We start from the raw sequence: 23,685 nt of genomic DNA on the forward strand, positions 1-23,685 counted from the left end.
GCGCCCCCCCCGCGCCGGCCCCGGGGCCCCGGACCATGGGTTAACCGTCCACAGTGGACGCGACCACAGTGGACGGTTTCGCGGGCACCGTGCCGCCCAGCTGGGCGGTCGGCACCCGGTAGGTCTCCCGGGCCGTCGCCGCGGCGATCGACGCCAGCACGCACACCGCCGCGGTGAAGATCGCGACGCCGAGCCAGTCCTGCTTGCCCGAACCGATCGCCGCCACCACGCTGGGGGCGAAACCCGCCACCGCGAAGCCGATCTGGGTGCCGATCGCCATGCCGGACAGGCGGACCCGGGCGCTGAACATCTCGCCGTACAGGGCCGGCCAGACGCCGTTGACGCCGGAGTACGCCACCCCGAACAGCACGATGCCGAGCACGAACAACAGCCCGTACGAGCCGATCGAGATCGACCACAGGTACGGGAAGATCAGCACGCCGCAGGCGAGGCACCCGGTGATGAAGACCGGTTTGCGGCCGACGCGGTCGGCGAGCCCTGCCAGCAGCGGGATCGCCGCCAGCGCGACGACGTTGGCGAGCACGCCGACCCAGAGCATCGGGGTGCGGGCCAGGCCGATCGTGTTGACCGCGTAGCTCAGTGCGTAGACGGTGAAGATCGTGCTCACCGAGGCGATCGTCGCCGCGGCGACCACCCGCAGGACGTCCGCCCAGTGGTGGCGGAACAGGACCGCGACCGGCAGTTTCGCGACGTCGGTGCGTTCGAACACCGGTGTCTCGTCGAGCTTGCGCCGGATCACGAAGCCGACGACCACGACGAGCGCACTGCCCCAGAACGGCACCCGCCAGCCCCAGGTCAGCAGCTGCTGCGCCGGCAGGGCGGCGACCGGCAGGAAGATCGCGGTGGCCAGGATCTGGCCGGCCTGCGTGCCGCTCAAGGTGAAGCTGGTGAAGTACGCGCGCCGGTGCTCCGGGGCGTGCTCCAGCGACATCGAGTTCGCGCCCGCCTGCTCGCCTGCCGCGGAAAGCCCCTGCAGCAGCCGGAGCACGACCAGCAGCACCGGGGCGAGGACGCCGACGCTCGCGTACGTCGGCAGGCAGCCGACGCTGAACGTCGCGAAACCCATGAGCAGCAAGGTGAAGACGAGCACGCGCTTGCGGCCGAACCGGTCGCCGACGTGGCCGAGGACGAACGCGCCGACCGGCCGGGCGAGGTAGCCGACGCCGAAGGTGGCCAGCGCGAGGAGCGTGCCGGTGGCGGGGGAGGAGGCGGGGAAGAACACCTTGCCGAACACCAGCGCGGCGGCGGTGCCGTAGATGAAGAAGTCGTAGTACTCGAGCGCGCTGCCGATCCAGGCGGCCAGCGCGGCCTTCCGGGGCATCGATCCGGTCACGGGCACGATCTCCTGACGTCCGTGCTGCACTGCGCGGACTCCGGCGGGACGGGCAATGTACGGTCTAGTTAGTTAATAGAGGGTGCGAGACCGATCCCCGGGTGTCAAGAGCGGGATTTCAGGCGGTCAGGTAGTCGATCACCAGGTCGCCGAGCATCGTGCGGTAGTGCTCGCGCCGGGCCGGATCCAGCATGTCGCGGCCGAAGATCGCCTGGAACGTGTGCCGGTTCGCCAGCCGGAAGACGCAGAACGCGCTGATCACCATGTGGATGTCCAGCGGGTCGGCGTCGGCGCGGAAGCGGCCGGCCGCGCGGCCGCGCTCGAGGACGACCGCCAGGCCGCCGAGGGCGGGGTCGGCCAGTCCGGCGAGGATCTCCGACTGCGCGAGGTGCTGCGCGTGGTGGATGTTCTCGATGCTGACCAGCCGGATGAAGTCCGGGTGGGCCTCGTGGTGGTCGAAGGTCAGCGCCGCCAGCCGCCGGAGGGCGTCCTCCGGGTCGAGGTGCTCGACGTCGAGCTGCCGTTCCAGGGTCCGGATCGCGGAGTACGCCTGCTCGAGCACGGCGATGTACAGCTGTTCCTTGCCGCCGAAGTAGTAGTAGATCATCCGCTTGGTGGTGCTGGTGCGGGCGGCGATCTCGTCGACGCGGGCGCCGGTGTACCCCTTGTCCGCGAACTCCCGGGTGGCCACCGCGAGGATGTCGGCGCGCGTGCGTTCCTTGTCGCGCTGGCGCTCGGCTTCCGACGCTGGTGCGGCCACCGGGCTCCCTCCGCTGCGGATCGAGACTCCCACTTTAGACCAGCCCTTCCGCCGGAGCCGCCCGCGCGTTACCGTGAACGTACTAGTTCGTACATTATCGGCGGAGGGCATGCGGTGACCAGCTACCTGATCGGGCTCGTCGGTTCGGGCATCGGGCCGTCCGCCAGCCCGGCGCTGCACGAACGCGAGGCCGACGAGCTCGGCCTCCGGTACGTCTACCGCCTGCTGGACCTCGACGTCCTGCGCCGCCCGGTCGCCGACGTGCTCGCGGCGGCCCGGCTCGCCGGGTTCGACGGCCTCAACATCACGCACCCGGTCAAGCAGGCGGTCGTGCCGCACCTCGACCAGCTCTCGCCGGAAGCCGCCGCGCTCGGCGCGGTCAACACCGTCGTCTTCGACCGGGGCCGCGCCATCGGCCACAACACCGACGCGACGGGGTTCGCCCGCAGCCTCACCCGCGGCCTGCCGGACGTCCGGATGGACGACGTCGTGCTGCTCGGCGCCGGGGGAGCGGGCGCGGCGGTCGCGCACGCGCTGCTCTCGCTGGGCACCGGCCGGCTCACCGTCCACGACGTCGACCGCCACCGCAGCGCGCAGCTCGTCGACGCGCTCCGGCGGAGGTTCGGCGACGGTCGTGCGGAGACCGGGGACCTGGCGGCGGTGGACCGCGCCGACGGCTTGGTCCACGCCACCCCGACCGGGATGGCCGCCCACCCCGGCTCGCCGGTCCCCACCGAGCTGCTGCACCCGCGGCTGTGGGTCGCCGACATCGTCTACCGCCCCCTGGAGACCGCCCTGCTGGCCGCCGCCCGCGCCCGCGGCTGCCGGGTGCTGGGCGGCGGCGGCATGGTCGTGCTGCAGGCCGGGGAATCGTTCCGGCTGTTCACCGGCGCCGACCCGGACCCGGCGCGGATGCTGCGCCACTTCGACGCACTGGAAGGGGAAGCCGCCCGTGCCGCCTGAACCCCGCACCGCCATCGCCACCGTCTGCCTGTCCGGCGCACTGGAAGACAAGCTCGCCGCGGCGGCCGCGGCCGGGTTCGACGGCGTCGAGCTGTTCGAGAACGACCTGCTGGTCTCCCCGTCGAGCCCGGCCGCGATCCGCCGCCACTGCGCCGACCTGGGGCTGTCGATCGACCTCTACCAGCCGTTCCGCGACTTCGAAGCCGTCCCGCCCGCCCTGCACGCGGCCAACCTGCGCCCGCGGCCCGCAAGTTCGACGTCATGGCCGAGCTCGGCGCGGATACCGTCCTGGTCTGCTCGTCGGTCTCGCCGGCCGCGATCGACGACGACGAACTGGCCGCCGAACAGCTGCACGCGCTGGCCGAGCTGGCCGCGACGCGGGGGATGCGGATCGCCTACGAAGCCCTGGCGTGGGGCAGGCACGTCAGCGGGTACGAGCACGCCTGGCGCATCGTCCGCCGCGCCGCCCACCCCGCGCTCGGCGTCTGCCTGGACAGCTTCCACATCCTGTCGAAGGGCCACGACCCGGCGCCGATCCGCGCCATCCCCGGCGACAAGATCTTCTTCCTGCAGCTCGCCGACGCACCCCGGCTGCCGATGGACGTGCTGCCGTGGAGCCGGCACCACCGGCTCTTCCCCGGCCAGGGCGACTTCGACCTGACGGCGTTCACCGGGCACGTGCTGGCCGCGGGCTACCGCGGGCCGCTGTCCCTGGAAGTCTTCAACGACGTGTTCCGGCAAGCGGACCCGCGCCCGGCCGCGGTCGACGCGATGCGGTCGCTGCTGGCGCTGAAGGAATCCCTGGGCGTGCTGGAGCTGCCGGCCGCGCCGGCGCTGACCGGGCACGCGTTCGCCGAGGTCGTGACCGATCCGGGGGCGGGAAGGATGCTGGCTTCGCTCGGGTTCGCGCGCACCGGCGTCCACCGGACCAAGCCGGTCGAGCTGTGGGAGCAGGGCGAGGCCCGGGTGGTGGTCAACGAAGGCGGCGCGGCCCACGGGGCGGTCGGGGCGGTCGCGCTGGTGAGTGCCGACCCGGCCCGCTCCGCCGCCCGTGCCGAAGCCCTGCTCGCGCCGGTCCTGCCACGCGTGCGCGGCCCGCGCGAGGCCGACCTGGCGTCGGTCGCGGCGCCGGACGGCACCCAGGTGTTCCTCTGCGGCGACGACTGGCGGGACGACTTCACGGCCACCGGCGAACCGGCGATCGGCGCGGGGATCCTCGGAATCGATCACGTGGCCCTCACCCAGCCGTTCGACCACTTCGAGGAGGCGGCGCTGTTCCACCGCTCGGTGTTCGGGCTGACGCCGTCCGCGGTGACCGAGTTCGCGGCGCCGTTCGGGCTCGTGCGCAGCCGCTCGGTGGCGGCGGGCGAGGTCCGGCTGACGCTGGAGGCCGCCGTGGTCCGCCGCGGCGAATGGGCGCCGGCGGTCCCCGAACCGCAGCACGTGGCGTTCGCCTGCGCGGATGCGCTCGCCGCGGCCGCGGCGATGCGGGCGGCCGGAGCGCCCCTGCTGGACATCCCCGGCAACTACTACGACGACCTCGAAGCCCGGCTGGACCTGCCGCTGGGACGACTCGCCGCGCTGCGGGAGCATTCGGTGCTCTACGACCGGGACGGGCACGGCGAGTTCCTGCACTTCTACACCGCGCTGGCCGGGGCGCGGGTGTTCTTCGAGGTGGTGCAGCGGATCGGCGGGTACCGCGGTTTCGGCGTGGCGAACGCGCCGGTGCGGATGGCCGCCCACCGCGCCCGGCGACACGCGGCCCCGCCGGTGAAAACGCCGGCCTGATCGCCCACACCGCCCCGGGAAGTCTTGCCCGGGGCGGTTTTTCGTCGTGGCGCGGCCGCGTAGGCGCGCGGATTGCGGTTCCCCAGCGGTGAAAAACGCCCGGGACACCTTCCTATCCGGACGACTTCTGGCACGCCTTTCCGGTCGCTTGTAATCGCCCGGCTACTCGCCGCATGCGTTTACAACGTTCCGGCAACCGCCTTGACAGGGCCTGTGGTACGTACCACTCTAACCCCAACATTGGTCTACACCATTTGGGGCGCCTGGCCACGGTGGCCGGGCATGGGAAAGGACGGCATCGAGTGAAACGCTGGCTCAAGCTGGCGGCGGGCGCCGCCGCATTCACGCTCGCGACGGCAGGTTGCGCGGGCTCCAGCGGCTCGGACACCGCGGCCTCCTCCAGCGGGAACGCACCGCTGAGCGGGACCGTCACGGTCTGGCTGATGACCGGGTCCGCGCCGGCCACCCTGACCGACGCGCTGAACAAGGAGTTCGAGACCGCGCACCCCGGGGTCAAGGTCAAGTACGAAGTCCAGCAGTGGGACGGCATCCAGCAGAAGCTGACCACCGCGCTGGCCGGCGGCACGCCGCCGGACGTGATCGAGATCGGCAACACGCAGACCGCGGCGTTCGCGTCGAACGACGGTGTCCTGACCGACCTGACGGCCGACAAGGACAGCTTCAACGGCGCGCAGTGGCTGAAGGGTCTCGCCGACTCCGGCACCTACGACGGCAAGATCTACGGCGTCCCGTTCTACGCGGCCAACCGTGAGGTCATCTACCGCAAGGACATGTTCGAGCAGGCCGGCATCACCAAGACGCCGACGTCGAACGACGAGTGGGTCGACGCGATCGGCAAGCTGAAGACGAAGTTCGGCTCCGACCCCGACTTCCAGCCGCTGTACATGCCGGGCCAGAACTGGTACGCGCTGCTGTCGTTCATCTGGGACAACGGCGGTGACATCGCCAAGCCCGACGGCAAGAACTACAAGGCCGCCCTCGACACCCCCGAGGCCAAGGCCGGGCTCGACTTCTACAAGAAGCTCGTCGACACCTCCGGCACCAAGGCGCCGAAGGACGCCGACGAGGCCAAGCCCCAGCAGGCGACCGTCTACGGCGCCGGCAAGGTGGCCATGATGATCGGCCTCCCGTGGGAGCTGGCGACGGCGGCGAAGACCGACCCGAGCCTGACCGCCAAGACCGGCGCGTTCGCGATCCCGAGCAAGACCGCCGGCCAGAGCGCCCCGGTGTTCCTCGGTGGTTCGAACCTGGCGATCCCGGCCAACAGCAAGAACGCGGCCGCGGCCAAGGAGTACATCAAGCTGCTCTCCAGCGCGAAGTACCAGAGCCAGCTCGCCGCCGCCGGCGTCGTGCCCGGCACGTCGACCGACCTCACCGGCCTGGACAAGGACCCGCTGGGCAGCGTGATGGCTAAGGCTTCGGCCAACGGCAAGGCCGTCCCGGCCAGCTCGAAGTGGGGCGACGTCGAGTCCGGCCAGAACCCGGTCAAGGACATGCTGACCGCTTACCTGACCGGCAAGAAGACGCTCGACCAGGCGACCGCCGACGCCAACGCAGCGCTGAACAAGCTCATCGGCGGATGACAGCGACCGCCAATGTGACGATGCCGGCGGGGGCGACCCCGCCGGCATCGCCGCGCGACACGCGGGTCAAGAAGCGCAGGCGCGGCCGGTTCGGCGACCGGGTCCTCCCGTACCTGCTCCTCCTCCCCGCGCTCGTCGCGATCTTGGTGCTGCTCGCCTGGCCGCTGGTCCAGGTGCTCGCGATCAGCTTCCGCAAGCTCGACATCGGCCAGCTCGTCTCCGGCAAAACCGTCTGGATCGGGGTCGACAACTACACGAACACGCTCTCCGACCCGGAGTTCTGGACGGTCACCGTCCGGACCCTGGTCTTCACCGCCGCCATCGTGGCCGCCACGATCCTCGGCGGTCTGCTGCTGGCGATCCTGATGCGCCACCTCGGCCCGGTCGTGCGGATCATGGTCCAGGTGACGCTGGTGCTCGCCTGGGCGACCCCGGTGATCGCCACGACCACGGTGTTCCAGTGGATCTTCGACGAGCAGTACGGCATCCTCAACAAGACGCTGGACCGGCTGGGCTTCCCCGGCTTCATCGGCTTCTCATGGTTCTCCAGCGGTGCCAGCACGCTGACCGTGATCGGGCTGCTCATCGTGTGGCAGGCCGTGCCGTTCGTGACGTTCTCGCTGTACGCGGGCATCATCGGCGTCTCGCGCGAGCAGTACGAGGCCGCCGGCATCGACGGTGCCAGCGCGTGGCAGACCTTCCGCGCGGTCACCTGGCCCGCCATCCGGCCGATCACCACCATGGTGACGTTCCTGTCGGTGCTGTGGGACTTCAACGCCTTCGCGCAGATCTGGGCGATCCGGGAGGGCGGCCCCGACGGCGAGAGCACCACGCTGGCCGTCGTGCTGTACCTCAAGGGCATCGCGGGCAACCACTTCGGCGCGGCCGGCGCGATCGCGACCCTGATGCTGATCGTGCTCGCGCTCATCACCGGCCGGTACATCCAGCTGCTGGTCCGGACCCCGGAAGGTGGTCTCAAGTGAGGAAGTCGCTCCCGCAGCGGATCGCGCTCTCGGTCGTCGGCGTGGTCGTGGCGCTGCTGATCCTCTTCCCGACGTACTGGATGTTCGTCACGTCGCTGCGGACGCCCGGCGAAATCCTTTCGCCCAAGTACGACCTGATCCCGACGTCGTTCTCGCTCGGCAACTTCGCCACGGCGCTGGGCAAGGACAACTTCCCGACCTACCTGATGAACAGCCTGATCGTCACGGTCGGGTCGGTGCTGTGCGCGCTGGTCGCCGGGACGCTGGCGGCGATCCCGCTGTCGCGGCTGCGGTTCACCGGCCGCAAGGGCTTCCTGATCCTGGTCATGGTGGCGCAGCTGGCGCCGGTGTCGGCCCTGTTCATCCCGCTGTTCCTGCTGATGCGGGACGCCGGGTTGCTCAACACGCTGCCGTCGCTGCTGCTGATCTACTTCGCCACCACACTGCCGTTCACGGTCTGGATGCTCTACGGCTTCGTCAACGGGATCCCGTACGAGCTGGAAGAGGCCGCGATGATCGACGGCTGCAGCCAGACCGGCGCGTTCCGGCGCGTCACGCTGCCACTGCTGGGTCCGGGCCTGGTCACCACGTCGGTGTTCAGCTTCATCACCGCCTGGAACGAGTACCTGTTCGCGCTGGTCTTCATCCAGGACAAGCCGAAGGAGACCCTGCCGGTGTGGCTCGCGTCGTTCCGCACGGCCTTCGCCACCGACTGGGGCGGGGTGATGGCCGCGTCGGTCATCTACGCGATCCCGGCGCTGATCTTCTTCCTGCTCGTGCAACGCAAGCTGGTGTCCGGCGCGACCGCCGGCGCCGTGAAGGGGTAGCCGTTGTTTCCGCAGCCAGAGAAGCTCGCCGAAGCCGTCCTGCTGCCCGGGTTCGCCGGGACCACCGCGCCGGACTGGCTGCGCCGCCGGATCGCCGGCGGCCTGGGCGGGGTGGTGCTGTTCGGCCGCAACGTCGTCGACGACGAGCAGGTCGCCGCGCTCACCGCCCAGCTGCGCGGCGAACGCGACGGCGTCGGCGGGGTCGGCGGTGTCGTCGTCGGGATCGACGAGGAGGGCGGCGACGTCACCCGCCTCGACGTGAACACCGGATCGTTCGTGCCGGGGCCGCTCGCCCTCGGCGCGGCGGACGACCCGGAGCTGACCACGGCCGTCGCCGCGGCGCTCGGCGAACGGCTGGCCGCCTGCGGCGTCACGGTGAACCTCGCGCCCTGCGCGGACCTGACCCTGGCGGCCGAGGACCCGATCATCGGCGTCCGGGCCTTCGGGTCCGACCCGGTGCACGCGTCCCCGCACGTCGCGGCGTACGTGACCGGCCTGCAGAAGTACGGCGTCGCGGCGTGCGCGAAGCACTTCCCGGGCCACGGCGCCGCGACCGAGGACTCGCACGTGGCCCTGCCGGTGCTGCCCCGGTCCGTGGCGGAACTGCGCGCCATCGAGCTGGTCCCGTTCGCCGCGGCGATCCGGGCCGGCGTGCGCTCGGTGATGTCGGGCCACCTGGTCGTCCGGGCGTGGGGCGACGAGCCGGCCACGCTCAACCGGACGGCGCTCACCGACGTCCTGCGCGGCGAGCTCGGCTTCACCGGCGCGGTGATCACCGACGCACTGGAGATGGGCGCGGTGTCCGGGGCGTACGGGCGGCACGACGGCCTCGGCCGCTCGGCCGTGCGGGCACTGGCCGCGGGAGCGGACGCGCTGTGCCTCGGCGGCGCGGCGTTCGAGGCCGAGCACCTGGACGCCTGCGTGGCGGCGATCGTCGCCGCGGTCGCGGCGGGGGAGCTGCCCCTGGAGCGGCTGGCCGAGGCGGCGGAGCGGACGGCGGCACTGGGCACCGACCCGGCGCCGGCGAAGGTGGGCCCGGTCGACCGGCGGCTCGGCCTGGAGGCCGCCCGCAAGGCGCTGCGCGTCCGGGGCGAACCGCGGCTCGACGGCCCGCCGCTGGTCGTCGACGTCCAGACCGAGCCGACCATCGCCGCCGGACCGATGCCGTGGGGGCTCGGGGCGCACCTGGCCGAGCTCGTGCCGGGCACCCGGGCACTCACCGCGACCCCCGACGACGCCGCCGCGGTCCTCGAAGCGGCCCGTGAATACCGCAGCGTCGTCGTGGTCACCCGCGAGGCGCACCGGCACCCGCGGGTGCGCGCGCTGCTCGCCGCCCTGTCCGGGCTGGACTTCATCCGGGTGGAAACCGGCGTGCCCGGCCCCGGCGACGACGGCGGCCCGCGGATCGACACTTTCAGCGGCTCGTACGTCAGCCTGCGTGCCGCCGCGGAATACCTGGCCTGAAGCGGGAGTTCGTCCGGTTTGCCGCAACTTCAGAAACGGCGTCCGCGATTTGTACGAGGCTTGTACCGGCGCTCTTCATTCTGTCCTCACACCGAAAACAGGAGGACGGAAGAATGAACATGGGCATCGTGAAGCGGATGGCGGGAGTCGCCGGTATCGCCGCGGCGATTGTGGTCGTCGGGGCGAGCCCGGCGCTGGCGGCCTCGGGCACCGTGCACACCGACTCGGGCGCGGCGCTGACCCTGCGGTCCACCCCCAGCGCCAGTGCGAGCTCGGTCGGCAGCATCGCCGACGGCACCGCGGTGACCATCAGCTGCCAGACCAACGGGTCGACCGTCGACGGCAAGTACGGCACGTCGGACATCTGGGACAAGGTGGGCAACGGCTACCTCAGTGACGCCTACGTCTACACCGGCTCCGACGGCCGGGTCGCGCCGGACTGCGCGGGCTCGACGCTGGCCTGCTCGACCGCGGGCACCGGCGACCCGAACACCTGCGCCGAGGCGGTCACCAAGGCGAAGTCCCGCGTCCACACCAACGACCTCGACGCCTACGAGGGCTGGTGCGACCGGATCAACGCGCAGAACTACGGCTGGTCCGCTTCGGGCTCGAACACGGCCTACATCCACTGGACCCAGATCCCGTCCTCGTTCAAGCACCCGGGTGACTACCAGGTCCCGGCCGGTGGGCTCGCGTTCTTCAAGAGCAGCGGTGCCGGGCACACGATGATCTCCATCGGCGGCGGCAAGTTCCTGTCGAACGACATCAACGGCTACGGCAGCTACACCGAGACGACGATCGCGCAGATCAAGAGCAAGTGGGGCCAGACCTACCTCGGCTGGTCGCAGCCCTGGTTCCAGGTGAACCACTGACGCCTTGACCGGCTGAACGCGCGCGGGCCCCTGTCCTCCTTCCCCGGACAGGGGCCCGCCGCGTCGGTCCGTCCACAACGGACACCCGGTCAGCTCATGCCGGCCCCGCTCTTCGCGCGGACCGCGGTCGACCCGAGCAGCCGGTTGTCCTCGGGCCGGGCATCCTCGGAGTAGTCCGGGTCGAACCTCGCGACCACCTGGAACGACGCCTTGCCCGCCGCGGCGTCCGCCGCGGTGTAGGTGTAGGCGAAGGGGAACACCACCTTGCGGTCGGCGGCCGCGGGCACCCACTGCTTGAGCTGCCCGACTTGCTGGTAGTAACCCTGCTCGGTCAGCTTGGACAGCGTCACCACCACCGTCTCGTCGTGGCGGGTGTTCGCGACCGAGACCTTGATCGCCTTGGTGTCGTCGACCCGCGCCTTGGCCGGCACGACGAAGTCCGAAAGCGCCACGTCGTGCGTGTCGACCTTCAGCGTGGTGAAGCCACTTCCGCTCCTGCCGTCGGCGGTCGTCCCGGTGACCTCGACGCGGTAGTCGCCGTCGGCGGCGTACCGGTGCACGATGGGAGCGCCGGTGATCGGGGCCGAACCGCCGTCACCGAAACGCACCTCGCCGCTGACGAAGTCCCGTTGGAGGCTGTCGCCCGAATAGGGGACCAGCGTGACGTCGGTGTACACGGTCGGGTTGTTGGGATAGGTGCCCACGAACGGCGACAGCGGCGGTGCCGTCTCGAGCCGGACGTCGAACAGCGACGCGGCCTCCGCGTCGTCGGCCACGCGGAGCCAGTACGTCTGCCCGGCGACCGCGGTGAACACCGCGGCCCGGCGGTCGCCGGAGGCCACACAGTCCACTTCGGACAGCGAACCCGGCGCGGTGCCCCGGTACACCGTGATGCCCGGGCCCCAGTCGTACATCGCCAGCGCGCTCACCGACCGGGTGCGATCCGGGGCGAACCGGAACCACACCGACCGGTCGGCCGCCGGGTCACAGCTCGGCCCGGCCTCACCGGGCTCGGCCGAAGCGACGGTCAGGTCGCCCGCGTACTGCCCGGGTACCGAGACCGCCGCGGCCGCCGCGATGTCGTCGTTCGGCGCCGGCGGCACGGTGGTGAACTCCACCCCGAGGTCGGTCTGGTTGTACTGCTGGGAAAGCATGACGTGGTAGGTCGTCCCGGCGGTCGCGCGGAAGGTCGCGTAGCCGGGGGAGTCCCACGTCCGGCAGGTGCCGGGGACCTGGGTCAGCGCCCCGCGGTCACCGGTGTAGACGGCGACGAAGGGCCGCGTGCCGGTGCTGGTCGGCGTCACGCGCACGAGGGCGTCCGCGGGCGCGGTGAAGTCGTACCAGACGGTCCAGGTCGTGTAGGTGTTGCACGGCGTCGGGTCGTCGGGTGCCTTGGTGGCCTCCCGGACGTCCTGGGTCGCCTTGAACGGCAGCGCGGTGACGGCGGTGGCGGAGCCGAAGTCGTCATTGGACGGTGCGGCCGCGTGGGCCACCCCGGGTACCAGCAGCGCGGCCGTGACGGCGGCGAGGCCGGCGAGCAGCGGGCGGACAAACGGTTTCATGTGTTCCCCCTGGGAGTGGTCAGACGGCGACGATGCGCGTGGCGGGCGGCTTGACGGTCGTGGCGACGGAGATCGCCTCGTTGTCGCCCGGGAGGGCATCGGCCGACGGGTACTCCAGCTCGGCCTCCGCGCGGAACGCGACCTTCCCGGCGAGCGCGTCGTCCGGGGTGAAGGTGTAGGCGAACGGGAACCGGACCTTGCCGGTGGCCCGCGCGGGCACCTGCAGGGTCAGCCGGCCGACCTCGGTCCAGTAGTTCGTGGACCGCTTCGACAGCACGACGGTGACCGTTTCGGCGTACCGCGTGTTGGTCACGTCCACCGACACCGGCTTGCTCTCACCCTGCCGCGCCGAGGAGGGGACCACGAACTTCGCGATCCCGACGTCGTGCGTGGTCACCGTGACCGACCTGGTCACGGTCGCGGTGCGCCCGTCGGGAGACGTCGCGTGGAGCGTGACGGAGTAGACGCCGTCGGCCGCGTAACGGTGGTAGACGGTGTCGGTGCCCACCGGGGCCGTCGTGCCGTCGCCGAAGTCCCACGTCCCGCCGAGCGGCCGGTCGATGTCGTTCCACGACGACGCGGAGAACCCGACGTTGTCGAACACCGTCGCGGACGAGGGGTAGACGGACACGTCCGGGTTCAGCGGCGGCGTCTCGGCCAGGGTGAACCGGAAAGGCCCGTAGCCGTGGTGCGCCCCCGTGACGCGGATGGCGTAGCCGGTACCGGGACTCGTGCGGAACAGGGCCGGCCGGACCGAGTTCGGCCGCGCGCAGGCGACCTGGGTCAGCTCCGGCAGGGAGCTGCCGGCGTAGACGGTGACGGTGGCGTCGGTGCCCTCGACCCGCGCGCTGAGCGCGTGCGGCGCATCCGAAGCCGGGTAGGAGTACCAGACCGAGGGCGCGCCCTCGTCGTCCACGCAGCTCGACTCCGGCTCGCCGGCCTCGGCCGCGGCGACCGAGAGGTCCGGCTGGCTCGTGAACGGCAGGGTGGTCACCGGCTCGGCGGTCCCGTACGCGTCGTTGGGCGCCGGCGCGACCGTGTCGAGCGCGAAGGTCAGCGCGCCACCGGGCTGGTCGAGGCCGCCGACCAGGAAGGAGTACGTCGTCCCGGCCGTCGCGCGGAACGTGATGGCCGGGGCGGACCCGTAGTCGCAGGCGTCGGCGACGCTCTGCACCCCGCCGCGCGGCCCGGTGTTCGCCGACAGCATCGTCCGGTGGTCACTGCCCGCCGTCGTCGCCCGGAGCAGGCCGTCCTGGGTCGCGGTGTAGCTGAACCAGACGGTCCCGGTCGTGGCGTACCCCTCGCACCACAGAGGATCGTCGGTGGCCTTGGTGGCCGCTCCGGTGTCCTCCTGCGTGGTGAACGGCAGGGAAGTGACCGCGGCCGCGGCGTCGAAGTCGTCGTTGGCCGGTGGCGCCGCCGCTTGCGCGACGCCCGGGACCACCGCCGCCAGCGCCGCGGTCAGCACGGTGACCACGCCGATCCGGCCGCGGGATCGCAAAGAAAACAGCACGAAACTCGCCCCCTCGCAGGGTGCTCTTCGCCCCATGACGAAGATCCCCGCCGACGTATCGACGGAACCCGTCCCCGCGTGACAGGCTGAGGCCAAGTTACGCCGAATGCCGTAACGGACGCCGGCGTCAGGCCTCCATGATCCGGTGCGCCGGATCCGCGAGGTAGGTGAGGAGGTTTCCCGGACGGTACGGCGGCCGCATGCGGTCGTGGCGGTGCAGCGCGCACGCCCCCGCGAACTCCGTCGGCGGATCCACCCGGCCGATCTCGCGGGAGGCGGAGCCGAACCACCGGAAGAACGCGTTGAGCGAATTGTGCAGTTCGCCGAGTTCGTTCCGGGCGGCCAGCTCCGCGAAGGCATCCGGTTCGAAGGCCAGGCCGCACTTCCCGGCGCGCGCGGTCATCCACCGGAGGGTGAGGTCCGACAGGGCGGGCTGCGGGTAGCCGCCGCCGACGTCGGAATGGGCGCCCGCGAACCAGACCTGTTCGCGCACCTGACCGTTCGCCGCCGATGACGGCGCCCAGACGGCCGGCTTGAACGACCGGCGGTGCTCGTCGACCGCGAGCGCCTGGAACGCCGATTCCACAATCGAGGTGAGCTCCATGTCGTGGAACTGCCAGCGCTTGTTCAGCAGGTGGAGCAGCCGGCCGCCACTGAGCGGGATGCCCAGGGCACCGACGGTGTCCCAGACCCCGACGAACCGGATGGGCGTCCGGTCTTCGCGGGCGTACTTCGCGCGGAACTCGCGGGCCCGGGGGCTCTCCGGGCCGGTGGTGCCCTTGTCGCGAGCCCGGTAGAGCTCGTAGGCCTCCTCGAGCCGGCCGGCCTCGCCGGGGCGCAGGACGCCGCAGTTGCGGATGAAGCCCACGGTGCTGCGCGCGGTGTAGGCGCCGCGGCTGAAGCCGAAGAAGAAGAGTTCGTCGCCGGGCTCGTAGTTCTCGACGACGAAGCGGTAGGCGTCCTGCACCTTCGCCGAAAGGCCCACGCCGAAGGCGCCGCCGAGGAGGTGGTCCCACAGCTTGCCGGTGCCGACCCCTTCGCGGTAGTGCACCCGCTGTTCGACCCCGTCCGGGTCGGTCGGCGCGACGGCCCTCTGGAGCTGTCCCACGTTCGTCGGAGCCGGCTGGCGGAGGGTGTTCCAGGTGCCGTCGCAGCAGATCACGAGACGTTTCGCCATGTTTCCTCCCGGCGTCGGACCCTCGTGAGTCGCGGTCACCCGGCCGGGCGTTACGGCGAGGCGGGCCGGCGGCGCACCATCCCCGGGTGCGCCGCCGATCCCCGGGTCACGCCCGGCAGGTGCGTCCGCGGTTCACGCAGTTCACCAGGCCGTTCATGATCCGCTGCGACATCACGTTGGCGAAGTCGTCGTGGTCGGACAGCGGGTTGTGCTTCTCCTGCGGGAAGGCGTCCACTTTGTACTGCTTCTTCAGCTGGATGTCCCGCGGGATGTCGTAGGTCAGCGAGACCTGCAGCTGCGGCACGGCCTTGAACCCCTTGCCGCACCGGCCGAACTGGTCCGGGAACACGATGTGCGTGCGGTGGTTGGCACTGTCGGTGTTCTTGCCGTCCCAGCAGCTGGGGAAGGTGTGGATGCGCTTGACCTTGCTGCCGTCGGGGCAGATCGGGTACTTGTCGGTGACGCGGTTTTCGAAGCCGGTGCACGTCCAGCTCGCCCGCGCGTTGGCGGGCCCGTTGGTCGAGACCTTCGCGTCGCCGTAGAGCACGCGCAGGAAGCGCGGCATCGCCACGACCTTGCCGACCGGGCTGCCGCGGAAGGTGAGCTGCACCCGCTGCGGCCGCAGGATCTTGCCGTCGTTGCCGGGCAGCTCGTTGTTCTCGTCCTGGCCGGGCAGCGCACCTCCGGCGGTGCTGCTCGGCGGCGGTGCCGGTGTCCCGGTGTCCTTGCCCGGCTTCGTCGCGCACGGCGCGAGACCGCCCAGGTCACGCGGCTTCTGCGCGAACCGGCCGATCGCGATGGCGATCCGTTCGAGGATCGCGGTGCGCCGGTCCTTGAGCGGGTTCAGGATCGCGTTGCGCACGAAGTCCTGGCCGCCCTGGCCCTGGGTCGCGGCGATGCGCTGGTTGGCCTCGTCGCTCTGGGAGTCGAGCTGGTCCAGGTTGCCGTCGACCTCGGCCATGGCCTGGTCGGGGATGTCGGTCAGCTTGCTGGCGACGTCCGGGCAAGCCACCTGGACGGTCTTCGCCTCGCGGTCGGCCTGCGCCCGGTCGCCGTCGGGCGCCTTGGCGGGCTCGTTCTTCTCCTCTTCGCCGGTGTCGATGCGGACCACGGGCCAGAAGTACGCGGACTTGTCCCCGTTCCTGCAGGTGGTGCCCGCCTTGACGAGGCTCTTGTTGTTCGAGTCCGCGTTCGTCGAGAGGTTGCCGACGTAGTCGTGCAGGTGCTGCGCGCCGTTGCGGACGCCGGGCTGGGCGATGAAGTTGTCCGGGTTGAAGTGCTGGTTCTCGTTGCGGCCGCAATCGACGGTGAACGTGCCCGTCGCCGCGCCGGTGACCGGGCGTGGGTCGAACTGGTTCGGCTTCACCTTCAGGATGTCGACGAAGAAGGCGGGGTTCGCTTCGTCGGCGCTGGCTTCACCGGTGTGGCCGGTGGTCGTCGCGACGACGATGCCGCCGACCGCGATGGCGAGCGCGAGGCCGCCGGTCGCGATCTTCGTTCTGCGGGAAAGGCGATGCCGTCCTTGGGTGCGGGACATGGAAAATCCTCCGGTGTCGGGCTGGCGGGAACGCACGGCACCGACCGGTGCGAGCCCCAGGCTCGGCGGCGGTCAGGCGGGGTTCCTTCAACGGTTTCGTTCAACGGCTTTTTCAAAGCAGGCGTCGGCAGGAACGATGCCCGGCTGGTCCACTGACCCGACATCAGTGGATGCGCGACTCACCTGCCCGTGGACGCGCCGTCAACCGGCTGGTTATCGTTCCGTTATGCAAGCTACACGGGCGCTTGACATCGGGCAAGAAGTTCTTTTCGCCGTTACGAACCGTCAGGCTGGGGTGTCGTCTCGGTGACTGAAAGGGCTTCTGACCTGGGGATTGTCCTGGCCCGGCGAAGTCGCGAAAAAAACTTTGAACCGAGGTGAACCCGCATCCGTATCCCTGGGTGAGGCGTGCGGAATGCCCGCGGTGCGGGGGTTCGCGGGAATGGCCGTGAAATGCGAGAACGGCGACCTTCGGCCCCATTCACGACGCCGGATCCGCGAAACCCTCAGGAAGCCGCCCCTTTGTGGGCGAGCAGGCTGCGCCGCAGCGTGGCGAGGGCGCGGTGCTGGGCGACGCGGACCGCGCCGGCGCTGGCGAGGCCGACCGCGGCGGCCGTTTCCTCGGCCGTCATGCCCAGGATGATGCGCAGGACGAGGATTTCGCGCTGGCGCGGCGGAAGCGTGTCGAGCAACCCGGAGGACCAGTCGAGCGCGGCGGCGCGCTCGGCCTCTTCGCTCGTCGGGTCCGCGCCGTCCGCCCGGCCCGGGGGCGGTTCGGCGACCGGGCTGGTGCGGTCGCGGGCCCGGCGCCGGTGGAAGTCGGCCACCTTGTGCGCGGCGATGCCGAAGACGAACGGCACGAATCCCTCGGCGTCGTGGCGATACCCCGGCAGGGCGCGGACGATCGCGAGCAGCACGTCCTGGGCGCAGTCCTCGGCGTCGGACGAACCGTCCTGCCACGTGCGGAGCCGGCCCAGGCAGTAGCGGAACACCAGCGGCCGCAGCGCGTGCAGCAGCCCCGCCACCGCGGTGCGGTTGCCCTGCACCGCGGACCGGACGAGTGCCGGGTCGAGGGAGAACGTCGCCGTGGGCGCGGGACCACCCTCGGCGGAACGCGGCGGCATCGGCCCACCCCTGCTTCCTGCTTCGCGACAACGGACGGTCACGACGCTAGGTCACTCCGCGTGGCGGCCACACCGGCCGGGCGGCCGTCGCGAACCGGGTCTTCCGGCCCTGGTGCTCCGGGCCCGGATCTGCCGGGCCCGCGTCGCCTCCCGGCCGCCCGGGTGGCCGGGCCGAACGGCCCTATCGGCGACCTGGGGCCGCCGATCACGCTGGTGGCCGGGGATTTCACAGCGGAAACACAGGGACGCAAATGGTGGAAGACGTGGGCTTCGGGCTGCTGCTCGACCGGCAGCAGTGCCTCGCCTTGCTCCGGACGGCGAGCCTCGGACGGGTGATCTTCACCCACCGGGCGATGCCGGCGGTGCGTCCGGTGCGGTTCACCGTGGTCGACGACGCCGTGGTGTTCGCCGTGCCGGCCGGCAGCCCGCTGTATGCGGGCGCACGCGACGCCGTCGTCGCGTTCGAAGCCGACGACCTCGCCGCCGATCTCGGCGCCGGCTGGTACGTCAGCCTGCTGGGCCGGGCCACCGAGTCCGGTGCCGTCGATTTCGGCGCCACCGCCTGCCCGTGCCCCGGGGCCACCCGGACGGGCCACCGGTACCTGCGCGTCCCGGCCGAGACGATCACCGGCCACCGCATCGTTTGTCACGCGGAGTGATCCTGCGGCTGCTGTAACGGAGCAGCGTCCGTCACCGACCCACCGGATGGACGAACCGGATTGGGCCGACATGGGCAGTGCCGTGTGGGACCCTTGACGGCCCCGGGGCAAGCCCGGGATTCGGGCGGAGCCAGCGGGGTCGACGGAAGTGGCGGACGAACTCAGCATGCCGGCGATCCTCGCGGCGGTGGGCGGCATCGCCCGCGAGCTGGAGCTGCCGGCCCTGCTGGACCGCGCGGTCACGGTGACGTGCGAACTGCTCGGCGCCCGGCGCGGCCGGCTGGTCCTGGCCGAGGGCGGGGTCGCCGAGTACGGCCGGGGGGCGCTCGGTGCCGGCGCGGTCGAGCTGCCGGTCGGCGTGGGGACGCGCACCTTCGGTACCCTCGCGGTCGAACCCGGCGACGGCGCGGAGTTCGGCCGCCGCGACCGCGAGGTGTTCGGCGCGCTGAGCGCGGCCACCGGGATGGCCGTCGAGAAAGCCCTGCTCGTCGACCGGATGCGCCGCCGGGAACGCTGGCTCGAAGCGTCCTACGACGTCACCCGCGCCCTGCTCGCGGTCCAGGACCTGCGGGCCACGCTCCGGCTGGTCGCCGAACGCGCCCGGGTCGTGGCCGGCGGGACGGCGGGCGCGATCGCGCGGCCCGACGGACCCGGCAGGCTCGTGTTCGACGTCGTCGAGCCGCCGGGCGAGGACGCCGACCGCCTGACCGGCCTGACCGTGCCGACCGAAGGGACCGCCACCGGGATGGCGTTCACCACCCGGCAGCCGGTGGTGGTGCGCGACTACGGCGACCACGTGCAGGAGCAGCAGCGCGACCACGACGGGCCGATGCCGGCGATGATCAAGGACCTGGATTCGGCGATCTCGGTGCCGTTGATCGTCGGCGAGGAGACCCTCGGGGTGCTGGTGGTCGCGAAGTTCCGCGACCGGTCGCCGTTCACCGACTCCGACGTCCAGCTGGCCGAGACGTTCGCCGGGCATGCCGCGCTCGCGGTCGAGTTCTCCCGGGCCCAGGATGCGCGCCAGCAGCTGGCGGTGTTCGAGGACCGGGACCGGATCGCCCGTGACCTGCACGATCTGGTGATCCAGCGGCTGTTCGCGACCGGGCTCGGGCTGGAGGGGGTCAGCAGGCTGATCGCCGACGCGGGGGTCGCCGCGCGCGTGTCCGGGTTCGCCCAGGACCTCGACGGCACGATCCGGGAGATCCGCAACAGCATCTTTTCGCTCCAGGCGCCCGCGCAGGCGCAGGGCAGCCTCCGCGCGGAACTGCTGCGGGTGGCCGTGGACGCCCGGGACACGCTCGGGTTCGAGCCGCGGGTCGGCTTCGACGGGCCGCTGGACGCCGCGGTGCCGGACGCGGTCCGCTCCGATCTGATCGCGTCGCTGCGGGAAGCGCTGACGAACGTCGCCCGGCACGCCGAGGCTAGATCGTCGTCGGTCGAGGTCACCGTCGACCGGCTCGGCCGGCGGCTGACGCTGGTGGTGCGCGACGACGGGGTCGGCCCGCCGCCGCGAGCCGGCCGGATCAGCGGCCTGGCCAACCTCGCTTCGCGGGCGGCCCGGTGGGGCGGGCACTGCGTCTTGGCGGCCGCCGCGGACGGCGGTTCCCGGCTGGAATGGACCGCAGAACTGCCGGCGGCGGCCGGCGACCAGGGGAGTGGACGATGACGATCGCGGTGTTCCTGCTGGACGACCACGAGCTGGTCCGCACCGGGCTGAAGACCGTCTTCGAGTCCGAGGCGGACATCGAGGTGGTCGGGGAGGCGGCTACGGCGGCCGAGGCGCTGGTGCGGATCCCGCAGGCCCGTCCGGACGTGGCCGTCCTCGACGTCCGGCTGCCCGACGGCGAAGGCGTGGCGGTGTGCCGGGAGATCCGGTCCACCGTGGACCCGCCACCCGCCTGCCTGATGCTGACGTCCTATTCGGACGACGACGCGCTGTTCGGGGCGATCATGGCGGGCGCGGCCGGGTACATGCTGAAGCAGGTTTCCGGCCGGTCGCTGGTCGAGGCGGTCCGCACGGTCGCCGCGGGCGGCTCGCTGCTCGACGCCAACCTCACGGCGTCGGTGATGAACAAGCTGCGCGGGGAAAACGTCTCGGCCCCCGACCCGCGGTACGAGCAGCTGAGCCCGCAGGAGCGGCGGGTGCTGGACCTCGTCGCGGAGGGCCTGACCAACCGGCAGATCGCCGAGCGGCTGTTCCTGGCCGAGAAGACGGTGAAGAACTACGTCTCGTCGGTGCTGCACAAGCTCGGCGTCGAGCGGCGCACCTCGGCGGCGGTCTACATGTCCCAGCGCCGCGCCGAACCGGGACGATCGGGCTGAATCAACGCCTGTTCGGACGTAACCGGTGGGGCGTCCGACGTATCCGGCCGCCGATGGAGTACACCTGTCGGGTGACGCACTGATTGCGTGCGCGGCGGAGGGGACGGCATGGCGGGGTTGTCGGGCGGGGACTATGTCACGCAGCAGATCCGGGCACTCGCGGACGCGGTGCGCCGGGAAGGGGCCGGCGGCATCGGCGCACGCAGCTTCCAGCTGGCGGAGCACCTGGCGGCGGAGGGAGGCGTCCACCGCGGCGACATCCTGACGGCGACGGCGACGCTGCTCGCGATGACGGCGTGGTGCGACGGCGAGGCCGAGGCCGCCTGCCGGTTCGCGGAGCTGGCGGGCGAGCACGACGTGGAGTCGCGGGAGCTGGTGACGCACCTGCTCCGCCTGGAGGCGGGCGCGGACCGGGGATGGCTGCCGCAGGCCCAGGCGGAGGCGCTGCTGGAGTACGCGCGCCGGGCACGCCGCGGAGACCTGGCCACCCGGGTGCGCGCGATCGCGGGCGCGCGGCGCGGCCGGCACCGGCGGGAGGACTAGCCGGTCCCGGGTGGACACTCCCGGGCCCGCTCCTACTCCGTGAGCGGCTGGGCCGGGTCGGCCAGCCGGGCCGGGTCCACCGTCCGTCCACTGAGGATCAGTTCGCGCACCGCGTCGAGGCCATCGTCCCACTTGTTCACGTGCAGTCCGGCGACCACCCGGCCGCCGGCCAGCCAGAACGCGTGGAACGCCTCGGTATCGCCGCGGGTGACGACGCGGTCGTAGCCACCCGGGGGGAACCAGCCCGTGAACTCCATGCCGGCGTCGTACTGGTCCGAGAAGAAGTACGGCAGGTCGTCGTGGACGACTTCGCGGCCGAGCATCGCCAGGGCCGCCGCCGGGCCACCGTTCGTCGCCGCGGCCCAGTGCTCCACGCGGACGTGCCGTCCGTAGCGTTCCTGCCACACGGCGGCGACGTCGCCCGCGGCGAAGACGTCCGGGTCGTCGGTGCGCAGACCGGCGTCCACGCGGATGCCGTCGTCGACGGTCAGGCCCGCGTCGGCGGCCAGCTGCGTCTCGGGCCGGGCGCCGATGCCGACGACGACCACGTCGGCCGGGATCTCGCCGTCGTCGGTGAGCACCGCCGAGACCGCGGAGTCCCCGGCGAAGCCGGTCACTGTGGTGCCGAACCGCAGCTCCACGCCGTGGCGGCGGTGCAGGTCGGCGAAGAAGCCGCCCAGCTCCGGCCCGAGTGTGGCGTGCAGCGGGGCCGGGCCGGGCTCGACGACGGTGACCGGGCAGCCGTAGTGGCGGGCGGCCGCGGCGGTCTCCAGGCCGACCCAGCCCGCGCCGGCCACGACGACCCGGCCACCCGCGGCCAGCGCGTCGCGCAGCCGGTCGGCGTGCGCGAGCCGGCGCAGGTAGTGGACGCCGTCCAGGTCGTTGCCGGGCACCCGCAGCCGCCGCGGCGACGCGCCGGTCGCCAGCAGCAGCTTCGTGTACCCGAGGCGTTCGCCGCCGGCCAGTTCCACTTCGTGCGCGGACCGGTCGAGCGCCGTGACGCGCCGGCCGGTCAGCACCTCGATGCCCTGGTCGGCGTACCACTTCTCGTCGTGGACGAACACCGACGCGCGGTCGTCCTGGCCGAGCAGGTAGCCCTTCGACAGCGGCGGCCGCTCGTAGGGCAGGTCCGGCTCCGCGCCGGCGATGACGACGCGCCCGGCGAAGCCTTCGGCCCGCAGGGTTTCCGCGGCCTTGGCGCCGGTCAGCCCGGCGCCGGCGACGACGAAGGTGTCCATCAGCCGCTCACCCCGGTCAGGGCGAAGAACTCCTGCCGTGTCTTGGGTTCCTCGCGCAGCAGGCCGTGCAGCGACGACGTCACGGTCAGCGCGCCGTTCGCGCGGACGCCGCGCAGGGACATGCACAGGTGCTCGGCTTCGATCACCACGCCGACACCCTGGGGGGCCAGGTGTTCCTGCAGCCAGTCCGCGACCTGCTTGGTCAGCCGCTCCTGCACCTGCAGGTCGCGGGCGAACATCTCGACGACGCGGGCGAGCTTCGACAGCCCGAGGATCCGCTCGCCGGGCAGGTAGCCGACGTGTGCGACGCCGCGGAAGGGCAGCAGGTGGTGTTCGCACAGCGACTGCACCGGGATGCTCTTCGCCAGCACGAGCTCGTCGTAGCCCTCGTCGTTGGGGAACGTCGTCAGCTGGAAGTCGCGCGGCTGCAGCATTTCCGCGTACGCGTTGGCCACCCGCCGCGGCGTGTCGCCGAGGTGCACCGACGACGGGTCCTTCCCCAGCGCCCGCAGCAGGTCGGCGACCGCGCGCTCCGCCGCGGCCAGGTCGACGGTGCCGCGGTCGTGGACGACACCGAGGTGCCGCAGCGGCACCGGGGCGCTCACGGGTTCGACGGTCACGGGCGTGCCTCCTTCTAAAATCAAGTCGGCTCGACGTTAGAAGCTCCCGGGGGTTTTCGTCAACAGTTGTGTGTTTTAGAATGCGGTGATGCAGGAAACCCAGGCAGGCGCGCTGGCCGCGGTGGCAGCGCTCGACGAGCCGACCCGGCGCCGGTTGTACGAGTACGTCGTCCGCCGCCCGGAGCCGGTGAGCCGGGACGACGTCGCCGCGGCCCTCGGCGTGCCCCGGGCGACCGTGGCGTTCCACCTCGACCGCCTGGTGGAGGAGCGGCTGCTGACCGTCGGCCACGAGCGCCGCACCGGGCGCAGCGGGCCGGGGGCGGGCCGTCCGGCGAAGCTGTACCGCAGGTCGGACCGGCAGGTGAGCGTCTCCCTGCCCGAGCGCCAGTACGAGCTGGCGGGCGAGCTCCTCGCGTCCGCGGTGGAGGAGGCCGACGAAACCGGCGGCTCGCCACGGGAAATCCTGGCGCGGTGCGCCCGCGAACGGGGGGCGGAGCTCGCGGCCGGCGCCCCGGACATCGTCGGCACGCTGGAAGAACACGGCTTCGAGCCACGCGTCGACGGCGGCGAGGTCCTGCTCGGCAACTGCCCGTTCCACCGGCTGGCGGCGACGCACACGCGGCTGGTGTGCGAGATGAACCTCGGCCTGGTCGAAGGCATGCTCGACGGCGTGGGCGACCGCGGTCTCCGCGCCCGGCTGGACCCGCAGCCGGGCTTCTGCTGCGTGCGCCTCGCCCGGCACTGAGCCGCGCCCGCGCGGGCCCCCTCGTGC

General features: G+C 71.9%; 20 protein-coding genes and 1 pseudogene. 12 read left to right on the plus strand and 9 right to left on the minus strand.

Annotated elements, in window-relative coordinates; all coding sequences use genetic code 11:
- Window positions 1-40 precede the first annotated feature (40 nt).
- Together AB0F15_RS36640 and AB0F15_RS36645 are read right to left on the minus strand one after the other, a co-directional pair.
- Window positions 41-1,354, minus strand: a complete 1,314-nt coding sequence (locus tag AB0F15_RS36640) for an MFS transporter (RefSeq protein WP_360280909.1) — start codon at window positions 1,352-1,354, stop codon at window positions 41-43.
- Window positions 1,355-1,472: 118 nt separating this feature from the next.
- Complete coding sequence (locus tag AB0F15_RS36645) at window positions 1,473-2,114, minus strand: TetR/AcrR family transcriptional regulator (protein ID WP_360280912.1); 642 nt, start codon at window positions 2,112-2,114, stop codon at window positions 1,473-1,475.
- 114 nt (window positions 2,115-2,228) lie between these two features.
- Between AB0F15_RS36645 and AB0F15_RS36650 the strand changes: the two genes are divergently transcribed.
- From AB0F15_RS36650 to AB0F15_RS36680, 7 genes and pseudogenes are all read left to right on the plus strand, one after another.
- Window positions 2,229-3,077, plus strand: coding sequence for a shikimate dehydrogenase (locus tag AB0F15_RS36650; protein ID WP_360280915.1), 849 nt, complete (start codon window positions 2,229-2,231; stop codon window positions 3,075-3,077).
- A pseudogene (locus AB0F15_RS36655) lies at window positions 3,067-4,865 on the plus strand (TIM barrel protein). The gene AB0F15_RS36650 and the pseudogene AB0F15_RS36655 overlap by 11 nt, the downstream one beginning before the upstream one ends.
- A gap of 302 nt (window positions 4,866-5,167) precedes the next feature.
- Complete coding sequence (locus tag AB0F15_RS36660; protein ID WP_360280918.1) at window positions 5,168-6,469, plus strand: sugar ABC transporter substrate-binding protein; 1,302 nt, start codon at window positions 5,168-5,170, stop codon at window positions 6,467-6,469.
- The gene (locus AB0F15_RS36665) at window positions 6,466-7,452 is read left to right on the plus strand and encodes a sugar ABC transporter permease (RefSeq protein ID WP_360280920.1); all 987 of its coding nucleotides are present in this window, start codon (window positions 6,466-6,468) and stop codon (window positions 7,450-7,452) included. Before AB0F15_RS36660 ends, AB0F15_RS36665 begins: the two co-directional genes overlap by 4 nt.
- Complete coding sequence (locus AB0F15_RS36670; RefSeq protein WP_360280922.1) at window positions 7,449-8,279, plus strand: carbohydrate ABC transporter permease; 831 nt, start codon at window positions 7,449-7,451, stop codon at window positions 8,277-8,279. Before AB0F15_RS36665 ends, AB0F15_RS36670 begins: the two co-directional genes overlap by 4 nt.
- A gap of 3 nt (window positions 8,280-8,282) precedes the next feature.
- The gene (locus AB0F15_RS36675; protein ID WP_360280924.1) at window positions 8,283-9,743 is read left to right on the plus strand and encodes a glycoside hydrolase family 3 N-terminal domain-containing protein; all 1,461 of its coding nucleotides are present in this window, start codon (window positions 8,283-8,285) and stop codon (window positions 9,741-9,743) included.
- Between the two features lie 113 nt (window positions 9,744-9,856).
- Window positions 9,857-10,615, plus strand: a complete 759-nt coding sequence (locus AB0F15_RS36680; protein WP_360280926.1) for a hypothetical protein — start codon at window positions 9,857-9,859, stop codon at window positions 10,613-10,615.
- An 89-nt stretch (window positions 10,616-10,704) separates the two neighbouring features.
- Here the strand turns inward: AB0F15_RS36680 and AB0F15_RS36685 are convergent, their stop codons facing one another.
- From AB0F15_RS36685 to AB0F15_RS36705, 5 genes are all read right to left on the minus strand, one after another.
- Window positions 10,705-12,177 (minus strand): hypothetical protein, encoded by a 1,473-nt coding sequence (locus AB0F15_RS36685; protein WP_360280928.1) that lies wholly within the window; start codon window positions 12,175-12,177, stop codon window positions 10,705-10,707.
- Window positions 12,178-12,196: 19 nt separating this feature from the next.
- Entirely contained in the window at window positions 12,197-13,690 is a 1,494-nt protein-coding gene (locus AB0F15_RS36690; protein ID WP_360280930.1) for a PKD domain-containing protein, read from the minus strand.
- Between the two features lie 127 nt (window positions 13,691-13,817).
- Window positions 13,818-14,867, minus strand: coding sequence for a DUF2235 domain-containing protein (locus AB0F15_RS36695; protein ID WP_360280932.1), 1,050 nt, complete (start codon window positions 14,865-14,867; stop codon window positions 13,818-13,820).
- 106 nt (window positions 14,868-14,973) lie between these two features.
- Complete coding sequence (locus AB0F15_RS36700) at window positions 14,974-16,404, minus strand: DUF1996 domain-containing protein (RefSeq protein ID WP_360280934.1); 1,431 nt, start codon at window positions 16,402-16,404, stop codon at window positions 14,974-14,976.
- A gap of 506 nt (window positions 16,405-16,910) precedes the next feature.
- Window positions 16,911-17,528, minus strand: coding sequence for a sigma-70 family RNA polymerase sigma factor (locus AB0F15_RS36705; protein WP_360280936.1), 618 nt, complete (start codon window positions 17,526-17,528; stop codon window positions 16,911-16,913).
- Between the two features lie 251 nt (window positions 17,529-17,779).
- On the opposite strand from AB0F15_RS36705, the gene AB0F15_RS36710 reads away from it, so the two are divergent.
- The 4 genes from AB0F15_RS36710 (at window position 17,780) to AB0F15_RS36725 (ending at window position 21,055) form a co-directional block, all read left to right on the plus strand.
- Window positions 17,780-18,187, plus strand: a complete 408-nt coding sequence (locus AB0F15_RS36710) for a pyridoxamine 5'-phosphate oxidase family protein (RefSeq protein ID WP_360280938.1) — start codon at window positions 17,780-17,782, stop codon at window positions 18,185-18,187.
- A 166-nt stretch (window positions 18,188-18,353) separates the two neighbouring features.
- On the plus strand, window positions 18,354-19,856 hold the full coding sequence (locus AB0F15_RS36715) for a GAF domain-containing protein (RefSeq protein WP_360280976.1): 1,503 nt from the start codon (window positions 18,354-18,356) through the stop codon (window positions 19,854-19,856).
- Window positions 19,853-20,512, plus strand: coding sequence for a response regulator transcription factor (locus AB0F15_RS36720; protein WP_360280940.1), 660 nt, complete (start codon window positions 19,853-19,855; stop codon window positions 20,510-20,512). Before AB0F15_RS36715 ends, AB0F15_RS36720 begins: the two co-directional genes overlap by 4 nt.
- A gap of 108 nt (window positions 20,513-20,620) precedes the next feature.
- On the plus strand, window positions 20,621-21,055 hold the full coding sequence (locus AB0F15_RS36725) for a hypothetical protein (RefSeq protein WP_360280942.1): 435 nt from the start codon (window positions 20,621-20,623) through the stop codon (window positions 21,053-21,055).
- 32 nt (window positions 21,056-21,087) lie between these two features.
- Here AB0F15_RS36725 and AB0F15_RS36730 read toward each other — a convergent pair whose 3' ends face one another.
- Together AB0F15_RS36730 and folE are read right to left on the minus strand one after the other, a co-directional pair.
- Window positions 21,088-22,293 carry an FAD-dependent oxidoreductase gene (locus AB0F15_RS36730; protein WP_360280944.1) on the minus strand — a complete coding sequence of 402 codons (1,206 nt, stop codon included), beginning with the start codon at window positions 22,291-22,293 and terminating at the stop codon, window positions 21,088-21,090.
- Window positions 22,293-22,913: a GTP cyclohydrolase I FolE gene (gene folE / locus AB0F15_RS36735; protein ID WP_360280946.1), complete on the minus strand. Its 621-nt coding sequence runs from the start codon at window positions 22,911-22,913 to the stop codon at window positions 22,293-22,295. Before folE ends, AB0F15_RS36730 begins: the two co-directional genes overlap by 1 nt.
- 88 nt (window positions 22,914-23,001) lie before the next feature.
- Between folE and AB0F15_RS36740 the strand changes: the two genes are divergently transcribed.
- On the plus strand, window positions 23,002-23,658 hold the full coding sequence (locus AB0F15_RS36740) for a helix-turn-helix domain-containing protein (RefSeq protein WP_360280948.1): 657 nt from the start codon (window positions 23,002-23,004) through the stop codon (window positions 23,656-23,658).
- Window positions 23,659-23,685 lie beyond the last annotated feature (27 nt).

Origin of the sequence: Amycolatopsis sp. NPDC026612 (assembly GCF_040638285.1) — a bacterium.
GTDB lineage: Bacteria > Actinomycetota > Actinomycetes > Mycobacteriales > Pseudonocardiaceae > Amycolatopsis.

Bases quoted from the DNA above. Each gene is read 5' to 3' on its own strand.
- AB0F15_RS36705 (WP_360280936.1), bottom strand. From the start codon at position 17,528: ATGCCGCCGCGTTCCGCCGAGGGTGGTCCCGCGCCCACGGCGACGTTC.
- AB0F15_RS36665 (WP_360280920.1), top strand. From the start codon at position 6,466: ATGACAGCGACCGCCAATGTGACGATGCCGGCGGGGGCGACCCCGCCG.
- AB0F15_RS36740 (WP_360280948.1), top strand. From the start codon at position 23,002: ATGCAGGAAACCCAGGCAGGCGCGCTGGCCGCGGTGGCAGCGCTCGAC.
- AB0F15_RS36720 (WP_360280940.1), top strand. From the start codon at position 19,853: ATGACGATCGCGGTGTTCCTGCTGGACGACCACGAGCTGGTCCGCACC.
- AB0F15_RS36700 (WP_360280934.1), bottom strand. From the start codon at position 16,404: ATGTCCCGCACCCAAGGACGGCATCGCCTTTCCCGCAGAACGAAGATC.
- AB0F15_RS36725 (WP_360280942.1), top strand. From the start codon at position 20,621: ATGGCGGGGTTGTCGGGCGGGGACTATGTCACGCAGCAGATCCGGGCA.
- AB0F15_RS36685 (WP_360280928.1), bottom strand. From the start codon at position 12,177: ATGAAACCGTTTGTCCGCCCGCTGCTCGCCGGCCTCGCCGCCGTCACG.
- AB0F15_RS36680 (WP_360280926.1), top strand. From the start codon at position 9,857: ATGAACATGGGCATCGTGAAGCGGATGGCGGGAGTCGCCGGTATCGCC.
- AB0F15_RS36695 (WP_360280932.1), bottom strand. From the start codon at position 14,867: ATGGCGAAACGTCTCGTGATCTGCTGCGACGGCACCTGGAACACCCTC.
- AB0F15_RS36730 (WP_360280944.1), bottom strand. From the start codon at position 22,293: ATGGACACCTTCGTCGTCGCCGGCGCCGGGCTGACCGGCGCCAAGGCC.
- AB0F15_RS36715 (WP_360280976.1), top strand. From the start codon at position 18,354: ATGCCGGCGATCCTCGCGGCGGTGGGCGGCATCGCCCGCGAGCTGGAG.
- AB0F15_RS36710 (WP_360280938.1), top strand. From the start codon at position 17,780: ATGGTGGAAGACGTGGGCTTCGGGCTGCTGCTCGACCGGCAGCAGTGC.